The organism is Streptomyces sp. NPDC054834 (assembly GCF_053611185.1).
Genome location: NZ_JBSGZV010000045.1, coordinates 39455 through 58295, shown reverse-complemented (window position 1 = coordinate 58295; position 18841 = coordinate 39455). Strand labels below are relative to the sequence as shown.

Here is an 18841-nt window from a genome sequence, read left to right as displayed (position 1 = left end):
TGGCACAATGGTGAGTGAAAGTAATTTTCAAGAAGCGGCGGAACCGGACGCCGGTCTAGCCGTTTCGGCACCGGAAGCAGAGTTGCAGGCATCAGTGCGGGCACTGCTGTCGAAGATACTGGACGTCACGGATGCCGAGCTGGCAGAAGTCAGTGACGCCGAGGATCTGCTCCTCTTCGGCCTCTCGTCCCTGAGGCTGGTGAGCTGGCTCACCGCGATCGAGAAGGCGTATGACGTCAGCCTGCCACTGGAGGAGGCCGACCCCGAGCAGATGCGTTCGATATCGGGCGTGGTGACGCTGCTCAGCGGGCAGTTGTCGGGCGGTGGATCGCGGTGAGCCTGTATTTCGAACTCGTACAAGCCGCACAGGACTCGCCGCGGGCTTCGGCGGTGCACTCACTGACCGGAGACATCACCTACGCCGAGCTTCTGGAACGCAGCAACCGATGGGCGGCGGCCCTGGCCGATGCCGGTGTCCGGCGCGGTGAAGCCGTGATCGTGTACCTGCCGAGTGCGTCCGATGTGATCGAGGTCCTGTACGGCACGTGGGCAGTCGGGGCGGTGGCTGTCCCGCTCGATCCGTCCCGGCCCATGGCCGAGGTGCGCACGGTGGCCGAACAAGCGGGATGCACGACCGTCGTGACTGCTGCGGACAAGGCTGCCCGGTTCCACTCGGAAAGCAAATTCCGCACGGTGAACCTGATAACGGCCCCGGGGGACATCGCTCATGCCGACGGACTTCCCGAGCCCGACTGGGACAGCAGTGCGATGCTGCTCTACACCTCCGGTACGACAGGTCGAAGTAAATGCGTGGAGTGGCGTCACAGCGGGATGCTCGCCAGTGGGCGGGGTTTGGTCCGCAGGTCCGGGATGGGTGCTGGAGAGCGCATCTGCACACCCGTGCGCCCGGAACTTCCCGTGGTACTCAACGGGTGTGTCACGCCGGCGCTGCTGACCCGCAGCAGCATCGGGTTCTCGTCCACCATCGTGCCCAGCTCGCTGCTGCGTGTGCTCGAACGTACCCGGGCCACGGTCATGTACGCCGCCCCGTTCATCTATCGGTCGATCGTGCAGGCCGTGAGTGACGGTGACCTACCGGCGGTCCGGGTGTGGCTCTACCTTTCCGCCGGAGCTCCTCTCGACCAGAACACCGCCCGGCAGTTCGAAACACTCGCGGGTCATCCAATCCGCGTGTACTACGGCAGCTCCGAGGCGGGCACCGCGACGTTCAATGACGCCGTCAACAGCACTACACGGCTCCAGTCGGTCGGACGTGCGTGCGAGGGAGTCGTCATTCAGATCCTCGACGAGTCGGGAGTGGAGCTGAGTTCCGGTTACAAGGGAGAGGTCGTCGTCAGCGGGCCGCAGGTAGCCGGCGGCTATCTGGGTCGACCGGACTTGAACGCCCAGGTCTTCCGGGCCGGGAAAGTGCACACCGGTGATCTCGGCACCCTGGACGATCAGGGGTATCTGTATCTGCACGGGCGCATATCGGAGACGGTGAATGTCGCCGGGTTCATGGTCAACCCCGCCGAAGTGGAAGATGTCCTGCTCAGCCACGTGAAGGTGGCTGACGCCCTCGTCTTCGGGCTGCCTGACGACCTATCCGGTGAGCGCCTGGTCGCCCATGTCGTGGCCCACGAGGGCGTCAGCGAGAGAGAACTCGTCCAGCACTGCGCGGAGCAGTTGGCGACGTACAAGATCCCCGGCGACATCCGGCTGGTTGCGTCCATCGCACGTACCGCGTCGGGCAAGGCGAAGCGGCACGTCCGGCATGGGGGGTGAGGGGGTGCAGGAGCAGGAATCCTCGTGGGGTGCGCGCGATGGCAGGACCATCGTTCTTCTGCACGGTGCCTCGTCCTGGCGGGGCGACTGGCATCGCGTGGCCCCGGACCTCGCGGACACTGGCACCAGGGTGACGACCATCGACCTGCCCGGTCACGGCGGCCGGGAACGGTGCGGCACCAGCATCGGCGAACTGACCGGTGCGACGGCAGACATCCTCGCGGAAACTCTGAGCGGTGAACCCGTCGATGTGCTGGTCGGTCATTCCCTGGGCGCCGTGATCGCGATGGCGCTGGCCGCACGGCCGGGGCTCGTTCGCCGGCTCATACTCGAAGACCCACCCTCGTATGACGAAAAGACGCGCTTCTTCGCAATGATGACCGGACGCAATATCGATGCCGCCCGCACCCGCCCCGGCGAATTCGCCGTAGATCTGGCCAGGGAGCAGCCGAGGTGGTCCAAAGAGGACATCGAAGCATGCCTGACCGGTCTGGTCGAGTGTGACCGATCGTTCGTCCTGTCCTTAATGAAGAACGGCGTCTACTGTCTGCCCGAACTGGCCAAAGCCGTGACGATCCCGGTCCTTACGCTCGTCTCCTCGCCCAGCAGTTCTCCACTTTCCTCGAAAGACCGGCAGGTCCTCGAACGTCTCCCGAATTTTCAGCTCATGGACTTCAGTAGCGGGCACGTGATACATCGCGACCGCTGCGAGGACTATGTGAAAACGCTACGGGACTGGATTCCTGCCGCAGGTCCTCGCACTGACCGCGCCTGAGAGGTGAAAATGAGCCAGCAGACGATGAGCGTCGACCTCACCGAAGAAGTACCGGAGAGCTTGTCCGCAACGGAATTGGACGCGTTACGGCAGCTTCCCTCGACGCAGCAGCCCGACTGGCCGGAACCCGAACTCGTGGATTCCGTTGTAACCCAACTCACGCGCATGCCCAGCTTGGTGAGACTGCCGGAAATCATTCAGCTGCGGTCCATGCTCGCCGAGGCCGCAGCTGGCCGCGCAATGATCATTCAGGCTGGCAACTGCGCCGAGGACCCCGCCGAATGCACGCCTGGCCTTCTCGCACAACAGGTGGGGCTACTCAAAGAGCTCGCGGCGACGATGCACGAGAGGACGGCTCTGCCGGTGATACGTGTTGGCCGTATCGCTGGTCAGTTCGCAAAGCCGCGGTCGAGCGCAACGGAAAACGTGGACGGAGTGACCCTGCCGTCGTTTCGCGGCCTGTCGGTCAACCGCCCCGAACCCGACCTGGACAGCCGGCGCGCCGACCCGCGCAGGTTACTGACCAGCTACCACGCCGCCTACCGTGCCATGCGCTTCCTGAGGGGCCGTGACGGGCGGCTCAGGACGTGGACGAGCCACGAGGCTTTACTGCTGGACTACGAACTGCCGCTGCTGCGGCGCAATTCCGCCGGTTGCGTCTTCCTTTCCTCGACCCACTGGCCCTGGATCGGGATGCGCACCTCTACTGCGGATTCAGCTCATCTGCGGATGCTGGCCGGTGTCGCCAATCCGGTCGCCTGCAAGGTGGGGCCACATATCACTCCGGCGGAGCTGCTGGAGATCTGCCGCCACCTCGACCCGCACCGGGAACCGGGACGGCTCACCCTCATCGCCCGATTGGGTCGTGGGTTCGTAGCGGAACGTTTGCCTGCCCTGGTCGCCGCGGTACGCCGGGCCGGACACCCGGCCATCTGGCTCTGCGATCCGATGCACGGCAACACAGTCATCGCGCCCGGAGGGCTCAAAACACGGCTGGTCAGTGTCATGGCGGAGGAGATCCGGGAATTTCAGAACGCGGTGATGGCGGAAGGAGGAGCCTCGGCAGGTCTGCACCTGGAGGCGACTCCGGAACCGGTCAGCGAGTGCGCGGTGGACGAGGACGGAATCCATACCGTCGGCGCCGTCTACACCTCGTTGTGCGACCCGCGCCTCAACCCAGATCAAGCTGTTGCCATGACACGCGTCTGGACGTAGCAGCAGGTGGGACAGCCGGTGAGGAAAGTCAGCAATGAAATAGCAGGAACCGGAAGGTAGGTACTTAAAATTCGCCCCCATTGCCCCGTGCCCAATGCCGACCGAGAAGGAACTGCCCGACAACAAAGCGGCATGGGTTCCGAACCCGGCCCGCGCCATGCTTCTCATCCACGACGTGCAGAAATATTTCTTGACCCCGTTCGCATAGGAGACCTATGAGTATCCATCGGTACGAGGGCCGATTAGGGGGCCTGTGGTCCGACCTGGTTTCGGGCGCGGAAATGCCGGAGCTGGCCGGAGCGGCGCGCGGCAACGCCTTGGGACGGATCAACTTTGCTGGTACGCCCGCTGAGCCCTCCCTCGTTGACGGCGTCCCGCGCCTAAATACCCACATGGCGAACGAGTACGTCTCTCCCGTCGAGGAGATCTGGTGGACCTCTCTGCCCGTGCAGGCCGGCGTCGTTGGCGACGCGGTCTTCGCCGAGGACGGCGAGCACCTGTTTTACGCGGTTCGCCTCGGGCCTCAGCCTGTCTACCGCGGGCGGGTGCGTGACATGTACGAGAATGCCCTGCGCTTCGCCTGGGAACGCGGCTACACCGACCTGGTCCGCATGTGGAACCTCATCGGCGGCATCACCAGCCCGAACGCGGACGGTATGGAGATCTACCGTGACTTCTGCGTCGGCCGGGCTGAGGCGTTCGCTGCCTGGTCCGAGCGGTTTCCGCAGCTGCCGGCCGCCACCGGAATCGGCACGCTCAGTCCGGGCGTCGACCTCTGCTTCCTCGCTGCGAAACCGGGTCGCGGCATACATCTGGAGAATCCGCGGCAGACGCCAGCCTACGAGTATCCGTCTCGGTATGGGCCGAAGTCTCCGAGTTTTGCACGGGCGACCTTCCTCAAGGACATCAACGGGCAGGGGACGGGGAGTCTCTTCGTCTCAGGTACGGCCAGCATTCTGGGCGACGACACGGTGCACCAGGGTGACATCGCACAGCAGACCGAGGAGACCCTCCGCAACATCGAGGCACTCGTCGGGAACTACAACCTGGACCGACACGGACTGGGCGGCGCCGGGTACGTTGTGAAGGACCTTAACCAGGTCAAGGTCTACGTGCGGGACGCCGAGCACGTCCCCGTCGTGCGCGATATCTGCGCGTCGGCGTTCTCAGGCGACTGCGACATCGCGTACTTCAACGTCGACGTCTGTCGGCCCGAACTGCTTGTGGAGATTGAGGGAGTGTGCCGATGACCAACGCCCTCACGCACATCTCCGCTGCTTCGTCGCCGGGCAGACGAAGACCTCGACAACCTGGCTGTGTGGCTGGAGCACCGCGCGCGGCAAAGCGGTTGGCTGGAGAGGACCGCGTACCTCCAGGGCACGCACCGCCACGCATACGCCGAGGTCTACGACCGGGTGCGCCGGACCGCGGGGCCCTGCGGAGGCTGGGCATCCGACGCGAGGACCGGGTTGCTACTGGCGCTGCCCGACAGCGTCGCCTTCGTGGCGACGTTCTGAGCGATCCTGCGGATCGGTGCGGTGGCCGTGCCGGCGAACACCTTCTTCCACTCCGACGAACTGCGCTCTAGCGAGGAGATCGCGCAGGCCGCGCTGGTCGTCTCGGACGAGTCGCTGCGGGAGAAGTTCCGGGGCCGCACGGTGACGCCGGGGCCACGCCGTGGTGCTGCACGACCGGGCGATCCCCGGGTCCCGCGCCAACCTGGATCACCTGGTCATCAGCGCGCTGGGCTCCGGCCACCTGGAGCCGGCGTGCCACCCGCTTGAGCTGTTCCTCCGGCGAGGGGCCGCCGGCAAGGAGATGGTCTACCAGCTGGGGATGTCGGGGCTCGACCAGGACTTCGGGGTGCTGCTGATCGCTCTCCGCCTCGGTCAATTCCACGAGGCGCATATAGAAATTAGCGCAGGCGAGCGGCCCCAGCCCGCCGATAATGCCTATCTTCTGCCATTGGTTCGTCGCGGCGTTGCTCATGTACCGCAGACTTCTGTCGACGGCGACTTGACATCAAGTCTCAGCGTTTGGCAGATACCGGTCATGGCACTCACGTGTCAGGCAACAAAGGGAACAAACGGGACAACGCCCGGTTCTCCGAGTAAGTATGTTGACGTGTTTCAGTCGCAGGTATTTCGTTGCTCCCTGCTTCTCGCTTGTGACTAAGGAACGACACAATGAAACCGTGCCGGATCCCCGTCCCTGGTGGTAGGTGGCGGCTGCTCGGGTAGGTCTGTCGGGACATCTAGGTCGGCGATTTTGCCGGTGTCAGGGAAATATCGTTCATACGCCAGCCCTGTGTGTTGGCCGAAGCTCCTTCAAGGGAAGGCGGCGAGTTTGAGTACCAAGCAGAATCTGTTGACGATTGGTTCTCTGGGCTCCACCGAGTTTGCCCTGTATGGGAAGCCGTCCATCAGGTGGGGTGATCTTCCCCAGCGCGTCGGCAAGAAGGGCGGGCGGCGCTATCAGAAAGTGCTGCTGCTCAACCCGGCGGCCACACTCTTCCGGCACGACCTGCCACGCTGCACGTATCCGCTGGGTATCGGATATATCGCCGCCGTCCTCGAGAAGTATGACTATGAGGTCAAGATCCTCGACGTCTTCGCCGAGGGCTACTACAACGCCCAGCCGGTCGAGGGGGACGAGCAGTTCCTGCGCTACGGACTGTCGGACGACGACGTCGTCAAGGTGATGAAAGAGTTCGGGCCCGACGTCGTCGGCATTTCCAGCATCTTCAGCAACCAGGCCGACAACGTGCACAACCTGCTCCGCCTGGCGGACCTCGTGGTGCCCGAGGCCGTCACGTCGATCGGCGGCGCGCACGCGCGTTACTTCCCCAAGGCGTGCCTGGAGGACCCCAATCTCGACGCCGTGTTCCTCGGTGAAGGAGAGATGACCTTCCTGCTGTGGCTGGAATACCTCAACGGTATTGTGCGCGAGGACGAGGTCCACGGCATCGCGCTGCGCGACCGGGATGGCAATATCCAGATCAAGCCGGAACTGCCGCTCATCAGCTCCATGCGGCCAGAAGGCCCTGAGCACGGCAAGTCCTCTCCCATGCTGAGCATGGCGGGGGAACTGGACCACATCCCGTTCCCCGCCTGGCACCACTACAACATGGAGAAGTACTTCGAGATCAAGGCCTACCAGTCGCCGTACACGGTCGGCTCGCGGGTGGGCCAGCTCTACACCAGCCGCGGCTGCACGGCGCACTGCACTTTCTGCACGACCACGCACTTCTGGGGCCAGAAACTCCGCAGACGCAGCGTCGGCAACGTCGTCAACGAGGTCGTGCGGCTGCGCGACGAGTATGGGATCGACGAATTCCATATTCAGGACGACAACATCACGAACGACATGGACCACGCCCGCGAGCTCTTCCGGGCCTTCCGCGAGGTGGGCCTACCGTGGGCGACCCCGCAGGGCACGGCCCTGTGGCGGATGGACGAAGAGCTGCTCGACCTCATGGCGGCGTCCGGCGCCTACCAGGTGACGTTCGCCATCGAGAGCGGTGTGCAGCGTGTCCTCAAGGAGCTCATCAAGAAGCCGCTCAATCTCAAGCGGACTTCGCACCTCATCAAGTACGCCAGAAGCCTGGGGATGCACGTCCATGGGTTCTTCATCATCGGCATGCCGCCGATGTTCGGAAACGCCGGCGAGACGATCGAGGAGATGCAAGCCTCCTACGACTACGCGGAGGAGGCCGGCTTCAACAGCGCGTCGTTCTTCGCGGCATCGCCGATCGTCGGCTCCGAACTTCTGCGTGAGTGCATTCGCCAGGGTTTCGTGGACCCGCAGGAGTCTCTTTACCGCATGACCTACAAGCAGGGGATCATCAACGTCCCCGGCCTGTGGGGCGGAGAAGAGATCGCGGAACTTGCCGCGCAGTTCAACCGAAACTTCAACGCGCGGCGGGAGCGTGCGTACACGCCACAGAAGCAGTGGAACGAAGAGCAGTACTGACCTGAGGGAGGAAGCAGTGAGCAACACCGAGACCGCCAGCAAGGGTTTCGCCGAACTACTCAAGGAGCGACGCGAGCAGGTCAAGATGGATCACGCGGCCCTGGCCTCGCTGCTCGGCGAGACCCCGGAGACGATCGCGGCCTGGGAGAGAGGCCAGGGCGGCGAGCTCACGCTGACGCGGCTGGGCCAGATCGCGGATGTGCTGGGTACGTCGATCGGCGCCCTGACCCCGCCGGCCGGCAACGACCTCGACGGCGGCGTCATCATCCAACTCCCCGAGGAGCGCCCGATCCTCAAGGGCGTGCGGGACAACGTCGACTACTACGTCTACAACTGCCTGGTCCGCACCAAGCGGGCGCCCTCCCTGGTGCCCCTTGTGGTGGATGTGCTGACTGACAACCCCGACGACGCGAAGTTCAACGCGGGTCACGCCGGAAACGAGTTCCTCTTCGTGCTGGAGGGTGAGATCCACATGAAGTGGGGCGACCCAAAGAACCCTCAGGAGACGGTGCTTCCGACCGGCGCGAGCCTGTTCGTGGAAGAGCATGTGCCGCACGCCTTCACCGCGGCCAAGGGCACGGGCAGCGCGAAGCTGATCGCCGTGAACTTCTGACACCCGGTGATGGGTGGAGCCACCCACCCGTATGGCCGACTCCCGCTGGACGTGCCGAGTAGCCGGATGGATGAGATGGGGCGATGACCGGAGCCGAGCAGCAGGACACCGAATTCCACGGCTTCGGCCACGGGACGATCGTCGAGCGGCGCGATGAACTCGATGGGCGGCCCTGGATCTCGTATCCCGTCCGCGTGGCGGTCGACACCCCCGAGCTCGTCGCCCTCTATCTGTCCCATGGGACCCAACTCCTCTTCGGGAGCGGCACGTTCATCTGGGGCACGCACCCTTGGAAGCAGATCGGCGACCGGTGGCAGAGCGCCGGAGTCCTGCAGTTGTACCAACCCTGGCGGGCGCACTCCGTGTGGGTGTCCAAGGACGCCGGGAACGGGGCGTTCCGGGAGTGGTACGTCAACCTGGAGGCGCCCCTGTGCAGAACCCCCACCGGGTTCAGCACGCTGGACCACGAGATCGACCTCATCGTGTCGGCGGGCACGCGGGCATGCCGGTGGAAGGACCTGGAGAAGTTCGAACGGCGAGTACGGCTCGGGCACTTCTCCCCACGGCAAGCCGCTGCGATACGCGCAGAGGCGGCGAGCGTCGCGAGAGAGGTCGCCGAGGGCGGCCAGTGGTGGGAGACGAGTTGGTCCCAGTGGGAGGCACCAGCCGAATGGGGCGCGCTCTCGTTGACGGACTTCCAAGACCAAAGGATTTTAGGGGAATGACGCTCGATTTCTTAGCCATCAAGGTGGGCGGCAGCCTGTTCTCCCGCAAGGACGAACCAGGCAGCATGGACGACGCGGTGGTGACGCGTTTCGCCAAGACCTTCGCCCGGCTCGCTCAGGAGTACCGGGGCCGCATGGTTCTCATCAGCGGCGGCGGCGCCTTCGGCCACGGAGCCATTCGCGACCACGACGTCGCGAACGCTTTTTCGCTCGCCGGACTGACCGAGGCCACGTTCGAGGTGAAGAAGAGATGGGCCGAGAAACTCCGCGAGGTCGGAGCGGACGCCTTCCCCCTGCAACTGGCGGCCATGTGCACGCTCCGGGACGGCGCCCCGGAGCTCAGGTCCTCACTCCTCAAGGAGCTGCTCGGCCGGGGAGTACTGCCCGTTCTGGCGGGCGACGCCCTGTTCGACGAGCACGGACAACTGCAGGCGTTCTCCAGCGACCGCGTCCCGGAGATCCTTCTTCCCCTGGACCAGGGGAACCTCCGGGTGGTGACCCTCACGGACGTCGACGGAATCATCACAGACGGCGCCGGCGGGGACCACATCCTGCCGGAGGTCGACGCGTGGTCTCCCGAGCCTGCGTATGCCGCCCTGTGGGGGACCAGCGAGTGGGACGCCACCGGTGCCATGCACACCAAGCTGGACGCCCTGATCAGATGCGCCCGGGCCGGTGCCGAGTGCTTCATCATGCGCGGCGCCCCCGGGGCGGAGCTGGACTTCCTCACCGACCCCTTCCCTTCCTGGCCGGCGCATGTGCGGTCCACCAGGATCACCGCGACAGCCTCCGCGTAAGGGGAACGGGCCATGAGGGAAAAGCTCACCATACGCAGCAGTCGGCTGGTCGACCTCAACCTGGTCAAGATAAGGCTGGCCACGAACCTCGAAGAATTCTCCGCGTACTCCTATTTTTCGTCCTTCAGCGAGGACGACGGGGCGACGGCCGACTACGAGGTTGTCTGCATCGATCTGGACCGTGACGAGATTTCGGTCGAGCTCTATGCCGACAACGTGGACAAAACTTTCCGGGGCAAGCGCTTCAAGGCCGGCTACTACCTTGTCCACTATTTCGGTGAGCCAGCCCATCTGATCACGGCGGGCCGCACGTTCTATGTGTTCGGCAGAGCGCTCGAGAAGACAGTCTGGCCCTATTTCGTCAAGCACATCCTGACCATCTTCTCCGCTGATCACGGCTTCCTGCACCTGAAGGCGGCGGGATTCGAGCTGCCCGGCGCGGGGGCGACCCTGCTGATCGGGCGGAACGGGGCGGGAAAGACCGTCTTCCTCGCCCAGGCGTGCCTGAACGGGGCCCGGTTCCTCACTAACACCCATACGCTGGTGCGGGACGGGGTCGCGTACGGCGTCCCGTCCTCGATACGCGTACGCCGCGACAAGTGCTTCGGCGAACTGATCGACAAGCACGACCTGACGGTACACATGGAGTCGGGCGACTACGTCACGGACTCCTCGACACTCTTCGACAGTCCGCAGATCAGCAGCGCATGGGTACGGAACGTCGTTGTCGTCGACTACGACCCCGGGTCCCCTCAGGGGCTCACTCCGATCTCCCCGGCGGCGGCCGGGACCTTCATGGAGCAGTTCTCCTTCGCGGTCACCGCCTACGGCCTCAAGGACGACCTGCTGGCCCATCTCGGCAGTCATTTCGACGCCTACGTCGAGTCCCTCACCCGGATGCGCAGGCAGCTGACGGAGCTGGTCGAGGGAGCACAGTGCTACCGAGCCAATGTGGACATGCTGGACCGGGAAGCCCGGACTGCGGCGCTCAAGCAGCTTGCCGAATGACGCAATTACTTATCAGGGGGGATTTCACCGTGAAGAAGCCGATCGTCTACGTCGGGATGAGTGCCGACCTGATCCATCCGGGCCACATCAACATCATCCGCAATGCCGCGGAGCTGGGCGACATCACCATCGGTCTACTGACCGATGCCGCCATCGCCAGTTACAAGCGGCTACCGCACATGACGTACGAACAGCGAAAGGCGGTCGTGGAGAACCTGAAGGGGGTAGCCGCCGTGGTGCCGCAGAGAACCCTGGACTACGCCGAGAACCTCCGCATGATGCGGCCCGATTTCGTCGTCCACGGTGACGACTGGCAGACGGGTGTGCAGAGGCACACCCGCGAGCGGGTGATCGAGGTCCTGGGGGAGTGGGGCGGAAAGCTGGTCGAGATTCCCTATACGCCGGGCATCTCCTCCACTGGTCTCAACGCGTCCGTCAAGGAGATCGGCACCACACCGAACGTCCGCCTGTCCAGGCTCCGCCGACTGCTGGACAGCAAGGACATCGTGCGGATCCTCGAGGTGCACAACGGCCTGACGGGTCTCATCATCGAGAACTCCAAAACCGTCGTCGACAACCGGACCCGGGAGTTCGACGGCATGTGGTCGTCGTCCCTGACCGACTCCATTGCCCGGGGCAAGCCGGACATCGAGGCCGTCGACATCTCCGCGCGGCTGCAGACGGTGAACGAACTCTTCGAGGTCACCACCAAGCCGCTCGTGTTCGACGGCGACACCGGCGGCAAACCGGAGCACTTCGGCTTCCGGGTGCGCTCCCTGGAGCGGCTCGGCGTCTCGGCGGTCATCATCGAGGACAAGGAGGGGCTTAAGCGCAACTCCCTGTTCGGGACCGGCGTCCCGCAGACCCAGGCCGGCGTGCAGGACTTCTGCGAGCGCATCCGCATCGGCAAGCGCTCCCAGATCACCGATGACTTCATGGTCATCGCGCGCATCGAAAGCCTGATCCTCGAAAAGGGGATGGACGACGCCGTGCACCGCGCGGAAGCGTATGTCGACGCTGGCGCCGACGGCATCATGATCCACAGCCGGCAGCCGGAACCCTCGGAGATATTCGAGTTCTGCAAGCATTTCAACAAGATGTCCCGCCGGATACCGCTGGTGGTGGTCCCAACCAGTTACAGCAGCGTCCGCGAGACCGAACTCGTCGACGCCGGTGTGAACATGGTGATCTACGCCAACCACCTCATGCGCGCGGTCTACCCACAGATGACCAAGGTCGCCAACTCGATCCTGCAACACGGTCGCGCCTACGAGGCCGAACCCATGCTCGCCTCGATCAAGGAGGCTCTGGCGATCATCCCGGAGAACGCCGCATGATTCGCCCCGAGGCCTTCGCCGGGCAGCTGGCAGCAGAGGGCGTGTCGCTGTTCTGCGGGGTTCCGGACAGCCTGCTCAAAGAGTTCAACGCGTACGTCAGCGGCGCGGGATCCGGCGCAGGGCATGTGATCGCCGCGAACGAGGGCAACTCCGTCGCCATGGCCATCGGTCACTATCTGCGCACGGGGACGCCGGCGCTGGTGTACCTGCAGAACTCCGGCATCGGCAACGCGGTCAACCCGCTCGTCTCACTGGCGGACCCCGAGGTGTACGGCATTCCGATGATCCTGCTGACCGGTTGGCGGGGGCAGCCGGGAGTGCCCGACGAACCGCAGCACCGCAAGCAGGGTCGGATCATGCCGGCGCTGCTGGACGCTCTCGAGCTGCCCTGGTCGGTGCTGCCCGGCGAGGAGGACATGGCCGCCGAGGCCGTCCGGAAGGCGGCCGCGCACTCCGTCGCGTCCGGCACCCCTTACGTCTTGCTGGTGGAGAAAGGGACCTTCGGCCAGGCCGGGACCTCGGTCCCCGAGCCAGAGTCCGCACTGCCCACGCGGGAGGAGGCGCTGAACGCGCTGACCGCGGAGCTGGGCTCCGGGCAGGTGGTGGTGTCCAGTACAGGCATGCTCAGCCGCGAGCTGTACGAATACCGTGAGAGGACCGGAAGCGTGGCGGGGCTTGACTTCCTCACCGTGGGCGGCATGGGACACGCCAGTTCGGTCGCCCTGGGCATCGCGCTCCAGGAGCGGGAGCGCGAGGTGTGGTGCCTGGACGGAGACGGTTCGCTCCTCATGCACCTAGGCGCGCTGCCCGTCATCGCGGAACACGCCCCTCGCTCCTACTTCCACGTCGTCTTCAACAACGGGGTGCACGACAGCGTCGGAGGCCAGCCCACCTCGATCGGCCAGGTGGACGTGCCGGCGCTGGCCGTGGACTGCGGTTACCGGCGCGCGTCCACCCTGTCCTGCCTCGACGCCCTGCCGCGGGAGCTGGCCGGGCTGCGGGAGACCGGCGGCCCCGCGCTGCTGGAGATCCGCGTCAGGCCGGGCAGCCGCGCCGACCTCGGGCGTCCCAGTGCCACGCCGGCCGAGAGCAGGGCGGCGGTCATGCGGGCGCTGGCGGAGCGGGTGGCCTCGTCGTGAGTCCGCGTGATCCCGTCGTCCGGTACGGTCAGGGTGCCATCGCATCGGTGCCGCAGCTGGTGGAGGGGTTGCCCGCAAACAAGGTGCTCGTGGTGCACGGTGCCCGTTCGTTTGCGGCCTCGGGCGCGTCGCGGATGCTGACGTCGTTCGGCCGACGGACCCGGGTCCGGTGCTGGCACGACTTCTCCCCCAATCCGGACATCCACGAGCTGGCGCAGGGGCTCGAGGTGGTCGAGGAGATGCGTCCCGACGCCGTCGTCGGCGTGGGCGGTGGCAGCGCCATGGACATGGCCAAGCTGCTCTGTGTGCTGGAGGGCGTGCCCCGCGCGGACCTCGGGGACCGCGTCCGGTCCGGAGCCGGGACCGACGTACGACGTATGAAGCTCGTCCTGACACCGACTACCGCGGGTTCGGGCAGTGAGGCCACTCACTTCGCCGTGGTCTACATCGGCGACGAGAAGTACTCGGTGGCCGGCGCGGGGTTGCTGCCGGACGTCGCGGTCATCGACCCGGCGCTCAGCGAGAGCGGCTCCGCCTATCAGCGCGCCACGTCCGCAGCGGATGCCATCGCGCAGGGGATCGAGAGCCTGTGGGCTGTGCACGGCAGCCGCGAGAGCCGGAGCCTGGCCCTCCGCGGTCTGCGGCTAGTGGTGGCCGGCGTCGAGGAGTTCGTCGCGGCTCCGCACGCGGGTGCCGCGCGCTCCATGGCGGTGGGCAGCCATCTTGTGGGGCGTGCCATCAACCGCTCCAGGACGACCGCCGCGCACGCGCTGTCGTACCGGATGACCTGCCGCTACGGGGTGAGCCACGGTCACGCGGTGGCGCTGACCCTTGGCGCCTTCCTGGACGCGCACGCCCGGGCGGGCGCTGCGGACCTGCGGCCGTCCGTCCGGTTGTCGGAGCACCGGCGGGCCCTGGAGGACATCGCAGGAGTGCTGGGTGCCTCCTGTCCGGCCGAGTCGAGCCGTCGCTTCGTCGCCCTGGGACGCCGCATCGGGCTGGCGATGAGTCTGCCCGAAGTGGGGGTGAGCACCGCGTCCGAAGTACGGGAGCTGGCTGCCGCCGTGAACACGGAGCGGCTCCGGAACAACCCGGTCCACTTCTCCGGGAATGAACTCACCGACCTTCTGACGAGGTGTTCCTGAGCATGCTGAGCCCGTACGGGAGAACGAGCCCGGAGACCCGTGGTCCGGTGACGGACTGGCTGGCCCCGCTCCAGAAGCGCGGCCTCATTCCTGCGGGGGTCGTCGCGGCGTTCGTGGTCGGATCCGCAGCCCGAGGATGGCACAACGCCCGCAGCGACTTCGACATCTACGTCGTCACGGCCGCCGAACACGTCTCGTCCACCAGCGGATCCAGCGCCGTGCCCCTCGACCCGCCGTATGTGCGCAGTGAGGTCTTCTACCGCAAGGACAGGCGCAGGGAGGTCACCTACTGGCTGGAGCATCAGATCGGTCAGGTCCTGTCGAAGATCTCCTGGGATGCGTACGAGGGTGGCCGCATCACCGAGGAGACGCTGACCCGCGTCGAGGAGTTGCTGCTGGCCAACCTAGGGACCAGCTTCCCGATCCTCGGCGAGGACTGGATCGAAAGGACGCGTATGCGGCTGGTGGACTCCGCGTTCCGTTCCTTCGCCGTTGTCCGCTCCCTCGGCGCCGCGGACGACGCGGTCGAGGACGCTCTCGGACAGATGGAGGCCTACGACCTGGAGAGCGCCACGCTGTCCGCCCGGATGGCCTTCGGACACGCCATCGACGTCCTGCTGGAGGCCGAGGGGGAGTACGGAATCCACCTCCCGAAGTGGCGGCCCAACCGGTTCCGGGCCTCTGCGCCCGAAGGGTTCTCGTTCGACCGCTACTGGCAGATCGAGACGATGCAGGGCTACGACCTGGACGACCCCAGGCCGTGGATCAAGCAGGTACTGACGACGTGCCAGGACATCGCGATGCGGGTGTCGGTGTGCTGACGCGGACCGTCCAGCGGCGACACCGAGCGGCCGGGGCGGTTGCCTCGTGATACGCCTCAGCCTCGACGACGCGAGCCTGAGCACCATACGGCTCGCCTTCAGCCCCCTGTGGGAGACCATCGGAAGCCTCGGCATCCTGGCCCGATACCGGGGGACGGCACCCTCGCCGTACACGGACTGGGGTCGGCGCGTCCGGGCCAGGCTGCCCCAGGCGCTCGTACGGACGTTGGTGGAGCCGCTGCGGCGGGCGGACCCGCCGCTCTTCCCGCCGGGCTTCGTGCCGGTGCCCGACCCGGCTCGCACGACCCTGGCCGCGGAACTGGCCTACGTGCGGAAGGAGAACGCTGGCGATCCGGCCGCGGACCGTCTCCTCACGGCACTGGAGGAGTACTGGGAGTGGGCTGTCGCACCGCACTGGAAATCCATCCGGTCCTCGCTGGAGGAGGAGATGCTCTTTCGCGGCCGCACGCTCGCCGTCGCGGGAGTAGAGCCCATGCTCGCCGAGCTGGGCGGTCGCATCGCATGGTCGCGGCCCGTGCTGACGGCGCCGTACCACCGGGACCTGGATGTCACCGTCTCCCGCTCCAAGCTGCTCCTCGTGCCGACGGTGTTCGCGGGCGACATCCGGCTGTTACTTGAGGAACGCGACGTGGTGGCCATGTCGTACCAGGCGCGCGCGACCGGGTACTTCCATGTGTTCACGGCCCGTGAACCCGCCCGGCCGACGGAGGACCGACTCGCGCTGCTGCTCGGCAAAGGCCGCGCGCAGGTGGTCCGCGCGCTGGACGCACCACGGACGACGACCGCGGTGGCGGAGGCGCTGGGCATGGCCAAGAGCACCGTTTCCCAGCACCTGGCCGTCCTGAACCACACGGGGATCGTCTGGAAACAGCGGCTGGGTGGGCGGGTCTTCTACGAGCTCGACCAGAGCGGTCTTGCTCTGCTGAGGCAACTGGGCCTTTGACACGCACTCACACGAATGTTTGCTTCGCATCTGAAATCGGAACAGGGGGGTCGACGTGTCCCGTGCGGGAATCGGCATCAACGACAAGTCGCAGTCAATCGAAAGGTACGGCGGCACTTGCCCTGAGTCTGGAGCTGGCGGCGTGCGGATCCAGCGCGGCCACGACCGGGAGCGGGGGTGATACCGGCAAGGGCCGCGATCCGGAGGAACTGGTCCTAGCCACCGTGCCCGACGAGAGTTCCTCCAGTGTGTAGACCGAGTACGCGCCCCTCGCCAAGATGCTGGAGAAGGAAACCGGGCGGAAGGTGCGCATAGAGAAGGCGACGACGTACCCGTCCGTCATCGAGGGGCAGAGAGCAGGCAAGATCGACATCGCGATGCACGGCCCGCTTTCGTACGTCGTGGCCCGGAGCAGCGGTGTGAAGGTCACTTCGATCGCGGCGCAGGTCAAGACCGAGGGCGCGGGCGCGGGATACCGGTCGTACGCGATCGTCAGGCGCGACTCGAAGGTGAAGGATCTCGCGGGCTTCAAGGGGAAGAAGGTCTGCTTCGTCGCCCCCACCTCCACGTCCGGCTACCTCTACCCCATGGCGGGGCTCAAAAAGGCTGGGCTGAACGAGAAGGACATCAAGCCAATCATGGCGGGTGGGCACGACGCCTCCGCGCTCGCGGTGCTGAGCGGCCAGTGCGACGCGGGATTCGCGTACGACGGGATGATCGACAAACTTCTCATCGAGCGGGGCCAGGCGAAGGCCGGTGATTTCGAGGTCCTCTGGAAATCCGACGTGATCCCCGGGTCGCCGCTCACCGTGAGCGACGACCTTGTTCCGGACCTCAAGAAGAGGACCACTCAGGCGTTCCGAACCAAGGCCAACGCCGACTACCTCGGTCAGCACGACTTCTGCTCGGGCGACGGCTGCGAGATCGACGGCTACTGGGACTTCGTCCCCACGGACGACGCAGACTTCGACAGCGAGCGCGACGTGTGCCGTCGAGTCGGGGAGGGCCAGGGCGTCGCCGACTAGCCGGGGACGCGTGACATCCGTGGAGGGGTTCGGGAGAGGCCGATGAACGAAGATCCGGTTATTCGCCTGATGGGAGTGGGCAAGGCGTTCGCGGGGCGGGACGGGGAAGTGCGCACCCTGGACGGCGTCTCCTTCGACGTTCCGCCGGGGCAGTTCGTCGCCCTGCTGGGCTCCTCCGGTTCCGGAAAGTCGACGCTGCTGAAGCTGCTCAACGGCCTACAGACGCCCACGTCCGGTGCCGTGAACGTGCTCCGCACCGATCCGAGCCGATCGGGGAAGGCGGGTCTGCGCGCCCTGCGCCGGCAGGTGGGCTTATCTTCCAGGACTACGGCCTGGTGGGCAGCAGAAGCGCCCTGGAGAACGCCTGCACGGGGGCACTGAGCCGACTGCGCGGACCGCGTTCCGGACTGCTCATGTACCCGCGGAAACTGCGTGAGCAGGCTCTGGCCCAGCTGGACCGGGTGGGCCTCGCGGACCAGGCCTTCCAGCGGACCGACACTCTCTCCGGGGGGCAGCAGCAACGTGTCGGTGTGACACGCGCCCTGATGCAACAGCCGCGCATCCTGCTCGCCGATGAGCCCGTCAGCTCGCTGGATCCGCGGTCCTCGGAGCAGATCATGCTGCTGCTGGCGGACATCGGACGCACCGAAGGACTCACCACCATCTGCACACTGCACCAGGTGGACGCCGCACTGACCTGGGCGGACCGCGTCATCGGCCTGAACGCCGGCCGTGTGGTGCTCGACGCCGACGCCCGGCAGGTCAGCCGCGCGGACATCGGCCGTATCTACCAAGGCGGTGACGAGCTCGGTGCTGCTCGCCGGTGCGGAGTCATGAACACCCCCATGAAGATCTACGACACTCCTGCTCCGACGGCACCCCGCGGGGCCGGACTCCGCGTCCGGCCCCGCGGGCAGGCGCTGCCCCATCTGAGTCTGCTCACGCTAACCGTCACGGCCTGCTGGGCCGTCGTCGACCTGCGCATCAATGTGGCGACGCTGGTTGACGGCGCTCACAACGCGGTGACCTTGACCGGCCGGATGCTCCCCCTGGACCTCCCACCGGCCGCCGAAGTGGTGCGACTGGCCTACGAGACCCTGTCGACGGCACTCTGCGCGACGTTGCTGTCTCTCGTCCTGAGTGTCCCTCTGAGCTGCCTCAGCCTGCGTTCGTGAGGACGCGCCGACGTCCGGCGGTGTTGCTGGCGATGTTCGGTGAGATGCGAATCCGTGGGCAGACGGCAACCGACCGTGATCCAATCCTGCTGCCAGCTTGCTGATACCTCGCGGGAATCAGCGCGCTGGTGGCTGTCCGAGGTCTGCTTGCGCAGGTCACGGCGTGCCTTCGCGTTGTGAGAGTCGATTTCCTTTTGAGGAGGTGTGTCATGGAGGACCTGAATGTGATCGAACTGGACGAGGACATCGTCGAGTTCGACTCCAACGAGGAGAACATGGCGAACGTGGCCAACGTCGCCAACACGGCGAACGTCGCCAACACGGCAAACGTCTGATGAAGGCAGT

18 protein-coding genes and 2 pseudogenes are annotated in these 18841 nt (G+C 65.8%); 19 read left to right on the top strand and 1 reads right to left on the bottom strand.

Going from position 1 to position 18841, the window contains the following annotated elements:
• Positions 1-7: 7 nt before the first annotated feature.
• From ACWGJM_RS39100 to ACWGJM_RS39080, 5 genes are all read left to right on the top strand, one after another.
• Complete coding sequence (locus tag ACWGJM_RS39100) at positions 8-337, top strand: acyl carrier protein (protein ID WP_453416502.1); 330 nt, start codon at positions 8-10, stop codon at positions 335-337.
• On the top strand, positions 334-1785 hold the full coding sequence (locus ACWGJM_RS39095) for a class I adenylate-forming enzyme family protein (RefSeq protein ID WP_453416501.1): 1452 nt from the start codon (positions 334-336) through the stop codon (positions 1783-1785). Before ACWGJM_RS39100 ends, ACWGJM_RS39095 begins: the two co-directional genes overlap by 4 nt.
• On the top strand, positions 1775-2560 hold the full coding sequence (locus ACWGJM_RS39090; RefSeq protein ID WP_453416500.1) for an alpha/beta fold hydrolase: 786 nt from the start codon (positions 1775-1777) through the stop codon (positions 2558-2560). The genes ACWGJM_RS39095 and ACWGJM_RS39090 overlap by 11 nt, the downstream gene beginning before the upstream one ends.
• A gap of 9 nt (positions 2561-2569) precedes the next feature.
• Positions 2570-3775 carry a 3-deoxy-7-phosphoheptulonate synthase gene (locus ACWGJM_RS39085; RefSeq protein ID WP_453416499.1) on the top strand — a complete coding sequence of 402 codons (1206 nt, stop codon included), beginning with the start codon at positions 2570-2572 and terminating at the stop codon, positions 3773-3775.
• Between the two features lie 215 nt (positions 3776-3990).
• Complete coding sequence (locus ACWGJM_RS39080; RefSeq protein ID WP_453416498.1) at positions 3991-5025, top strand: FkbO/Hyg5 family chorismatase; 1035 nt, start codon at positions 3991-3993, stop codon at positions 5023-5025.
• 155 nt (positions 5026-5180) lie between these two features.
• Here ACWGJM_RS39080 and ACWGJM_RS39075 read toward each other — a convergent pair whose 3' ends face one another.
• Positions 5181-5432, bottom strand: coding sequence for a hypothetical protein (locus ACWGJM_RS39075; protein WP_453416497.1), 252 nt, complete (start codon positions 5430-5432; stop codon positions 5181-5183).
• 20 nt (positions 5433-5452) lie between these two features.
• On the opposite strand from ACWGJM_RS39075, the gene ACWGJM_RS39070 reads away from it, so the two are divergent.
• The 14 genes and pseudogenes from ACWGJM_RS39070 to ACWGJM_RS39005 all read left to right on the top strand — a co-directional run bounded on the left by ACWGJM_RS39070 (position 5453) and on the right by ACWGJM_RS39005 (position 18831).
• Positions 5453-5950 (top strand): hypothetical protein, encoded by a 498-nt coding sequence (locus ACWGJM_RS39070; protein WP_453416496.1) that lies wholly within the window; start codon positions 5453-5455, stop codon positions 5948-5950.
• Between the two features lie 171 nt (positions 5951-6121).
• On the top strand, positions 6122-7747 hold the full coding sequence (locus ACWGJM_RS39065) for a B12-binding domain-containing radical SAM protein (protein ID WP_453416495.1): 1626 nt from the start codon (positions 6122-6124) through the stop codon (positions 7745-7747).
• Between the two features lie 16 nt (positions 7748-7763).
• Positions 7764-8360: a helix-turn-helix domain-containing protein gene (locus ACWGJM_RS39060; protein ID WP_453416494.1), complete on the top strand. Its 597-nt coding sequence runs from the start codon at positions 7764-7766 to the stop codon at positions 8358-8360.
• Positions 8361-8443: 83 nt separating this feature from the next.
• Positions 8444-9085, top strand: a complete 642-nt coding sequence (locus ACWGJM_RS39055; RefSeq protein WP_453416493.1) for a DUF402 domain-containing protein — start codon at positions 8444-8446, stop codon at positions 9083-9085.
• The gene (locus tag ACWGJM_RS39050) at positions 9082-9882 is read left to right on the top strand and encodes an amino acid kinase family protein (RefSeq protein WP_453416492.1); all 801 of its coding nucleotides are present in this window, start codon (positions 9082-9084) and stop codon (positions 9880-9882) included. Before ACWGJM_RS39055 ends, ACWGJM_RS39050 begins: the two co-directional genes overlap by 4 nt.
• Before the next feature lie 12 nt (positions 9883-9894).
• Positions 9895-10890 carry a FomB family phosphonate monophosphate kinase gene (locus ACWGJM_RS39045; RefSeq protein WP_453416491.1) on the top strand — a complete coding sequence of 332 codons (996 nt, stop codon included), beginning with the start codon at positions 9895-9897 and terminating at the stop codon, positions 10888-10890.
• 29 nt (positions 10891-10919) lie between these two features.
• Complete coding sequence (aepX, locus tag ACWGJM_RS39040; protein ID WP_453416490.1) at positions 10920-12227, top strand: phosphoenolpyruvate mutase; 1308 nt, start codon at positions 10920-10922, stop codon at positions 12225-12227.
• Complete coding sequence (gene aepY, locus ACWGJM_RS39035) at positions 12224-13366, top strand: phosphonopyruvate decarboxylase (protein ID WP_453416489.1); 1143 nt, start codon at positions 12224-12226, stop codon at positions 13364-13366. Before aepX ends, aepY begins: the two co-directional genes overlap by 4 nt.
• Complete coding sequence (locus ACWGJM_RS39030) at positions 13363-14511, top strand: phosphonoacetaldehyde reductase (RefSeq protein ID WP_453416488.1); 1149 nt, start codon at positions 13363-13365, stop codon at positions 14509-14511. The genes aepY and ACWGJM_RS39030 overlap by 4 nt, the downstream gene beginning before the upstream one ends.
• Positions 14512-14513: 2 nt before the next feature.
• On the top strand, positions 14514-15332 hold the full coding sequence (locus ACWGJM_RS39025) for a hypothetical protein (RefSeq protein WP_453416487.1): 819 nt from the start codon (positions 14514-14516) through the stop codon (positions 15330-15332).
• Between the two features lie 46 nt (positions 15333-15378).
• Positions 15379-16296 (top strand): ArsR/SmtB family transcription factor, encoded by a 918-nt coding sequence (locus ACWGJM_RS39020; RefSeq protein WP_453416486.1) that lies wholly within the window; start codon positions 15379-15381, stop codon positions 16294-16296.
• 269 nt (positions 16297-16565) lie between these two features.
• Positions 16566-17321, top strand: a pseudogene (locus tag ACWGJM_RS39015) (phosphate/phosphite/phosphonate ABC transporter substrate-binding protein); the annotation flags it as partial.
• A 42-nt stretch (positions 17322-17363) separates the two neighbouring features.
• Positions 17364-18496: pseudogene (locus ACWGJM_RS39010) on the top strand (ATP-binding cassette domain-containing protein).
• 209 nt (positions 18497-18705) lie between these two features.
• The gene (locus ACWGJM_RS39005; RefSeq protein ID WP_453416485.1) at positions 18706-18831 is read left to right on the top strand and encodes a hypothetical protein; all 126 of its coding nucleotides are present in this window, start codon (positions 18706-18708) and stop codon (positions 18829-18831) included.
• Positions 18832-18841 lie beyond the last annotated feature (10 nt).

Coding starts and splice junctions, on each gene's coding strand:
- ACWGJM_RS39045 (WP_453416491.1), top strand. CDS start 9,895: ATGAGGGAAAAGCTCACCATACGCAGCAGTCGGCTGGTCGACCTCAAC.
- aepY (WP_453416489.1), top strand. CDS start 12,224: ATGATTCGCCCCGAGGCCTTCGCCGGGCAGCTGGCAGCAGAGGGCGTG.
- ACWGJM_RS39005 (WP_453416485.1), top strand. CDS start 18,706: ATGGAGGACCTGAATGTGATCGAACTGGACGAGGACATCGTCGAGTTC.
- ACWGJM_RS39090 (WP_453416500.1), top strand. CDS start 1,775: ATGGGGGGTGAGGGGGTGCAGGAGCAGGAATCCTCGTGGGGTGCGCGC.
- ACWGJM_RS39100 (WP_453416502.1), top strand. CDS start 8: ATGGTGAGTGAAAGTAATTTTCAAGAAGCGGCGGAACCGGACGCCGGT.
- ACWGJM_RS39025 (WP_453416487.1), top strand. CDS start 14,514: ATGCTGAGCCCGTACGGGAGAACGAGCCCGGAGACCCGTGGTCCGGTG.
- ACWGJM_RS39050 (WP_453416492.1), top strand. CDS start 9,082: ATGACGCTCGATTTCTTAGCCATCAAGGTGGGCGGCAGCCTGTTCTCC.
- ACWGJM_RS39055 (WP_453416493.1), top strand. CDS start 8,444: ATGACCGGAGCCGAGCAGCAGGACACCGAATTCCACGGCTTCGGCCAC.
- ACWGJM_RS39085 (WP_453416499.1), top strand. CDS start 2,570: ATGAGCCAGCAGACGATGAGCGTCGACCTCACCGAAGAAGTACCGGAG.
- ACWGJM_RS39080 (WP_453416498.1), top strand. CDS start 3,991: ATGAGTATCCATCGGTACGAGGGCCGATTAGGGGGCCTGTGGTCCGAC.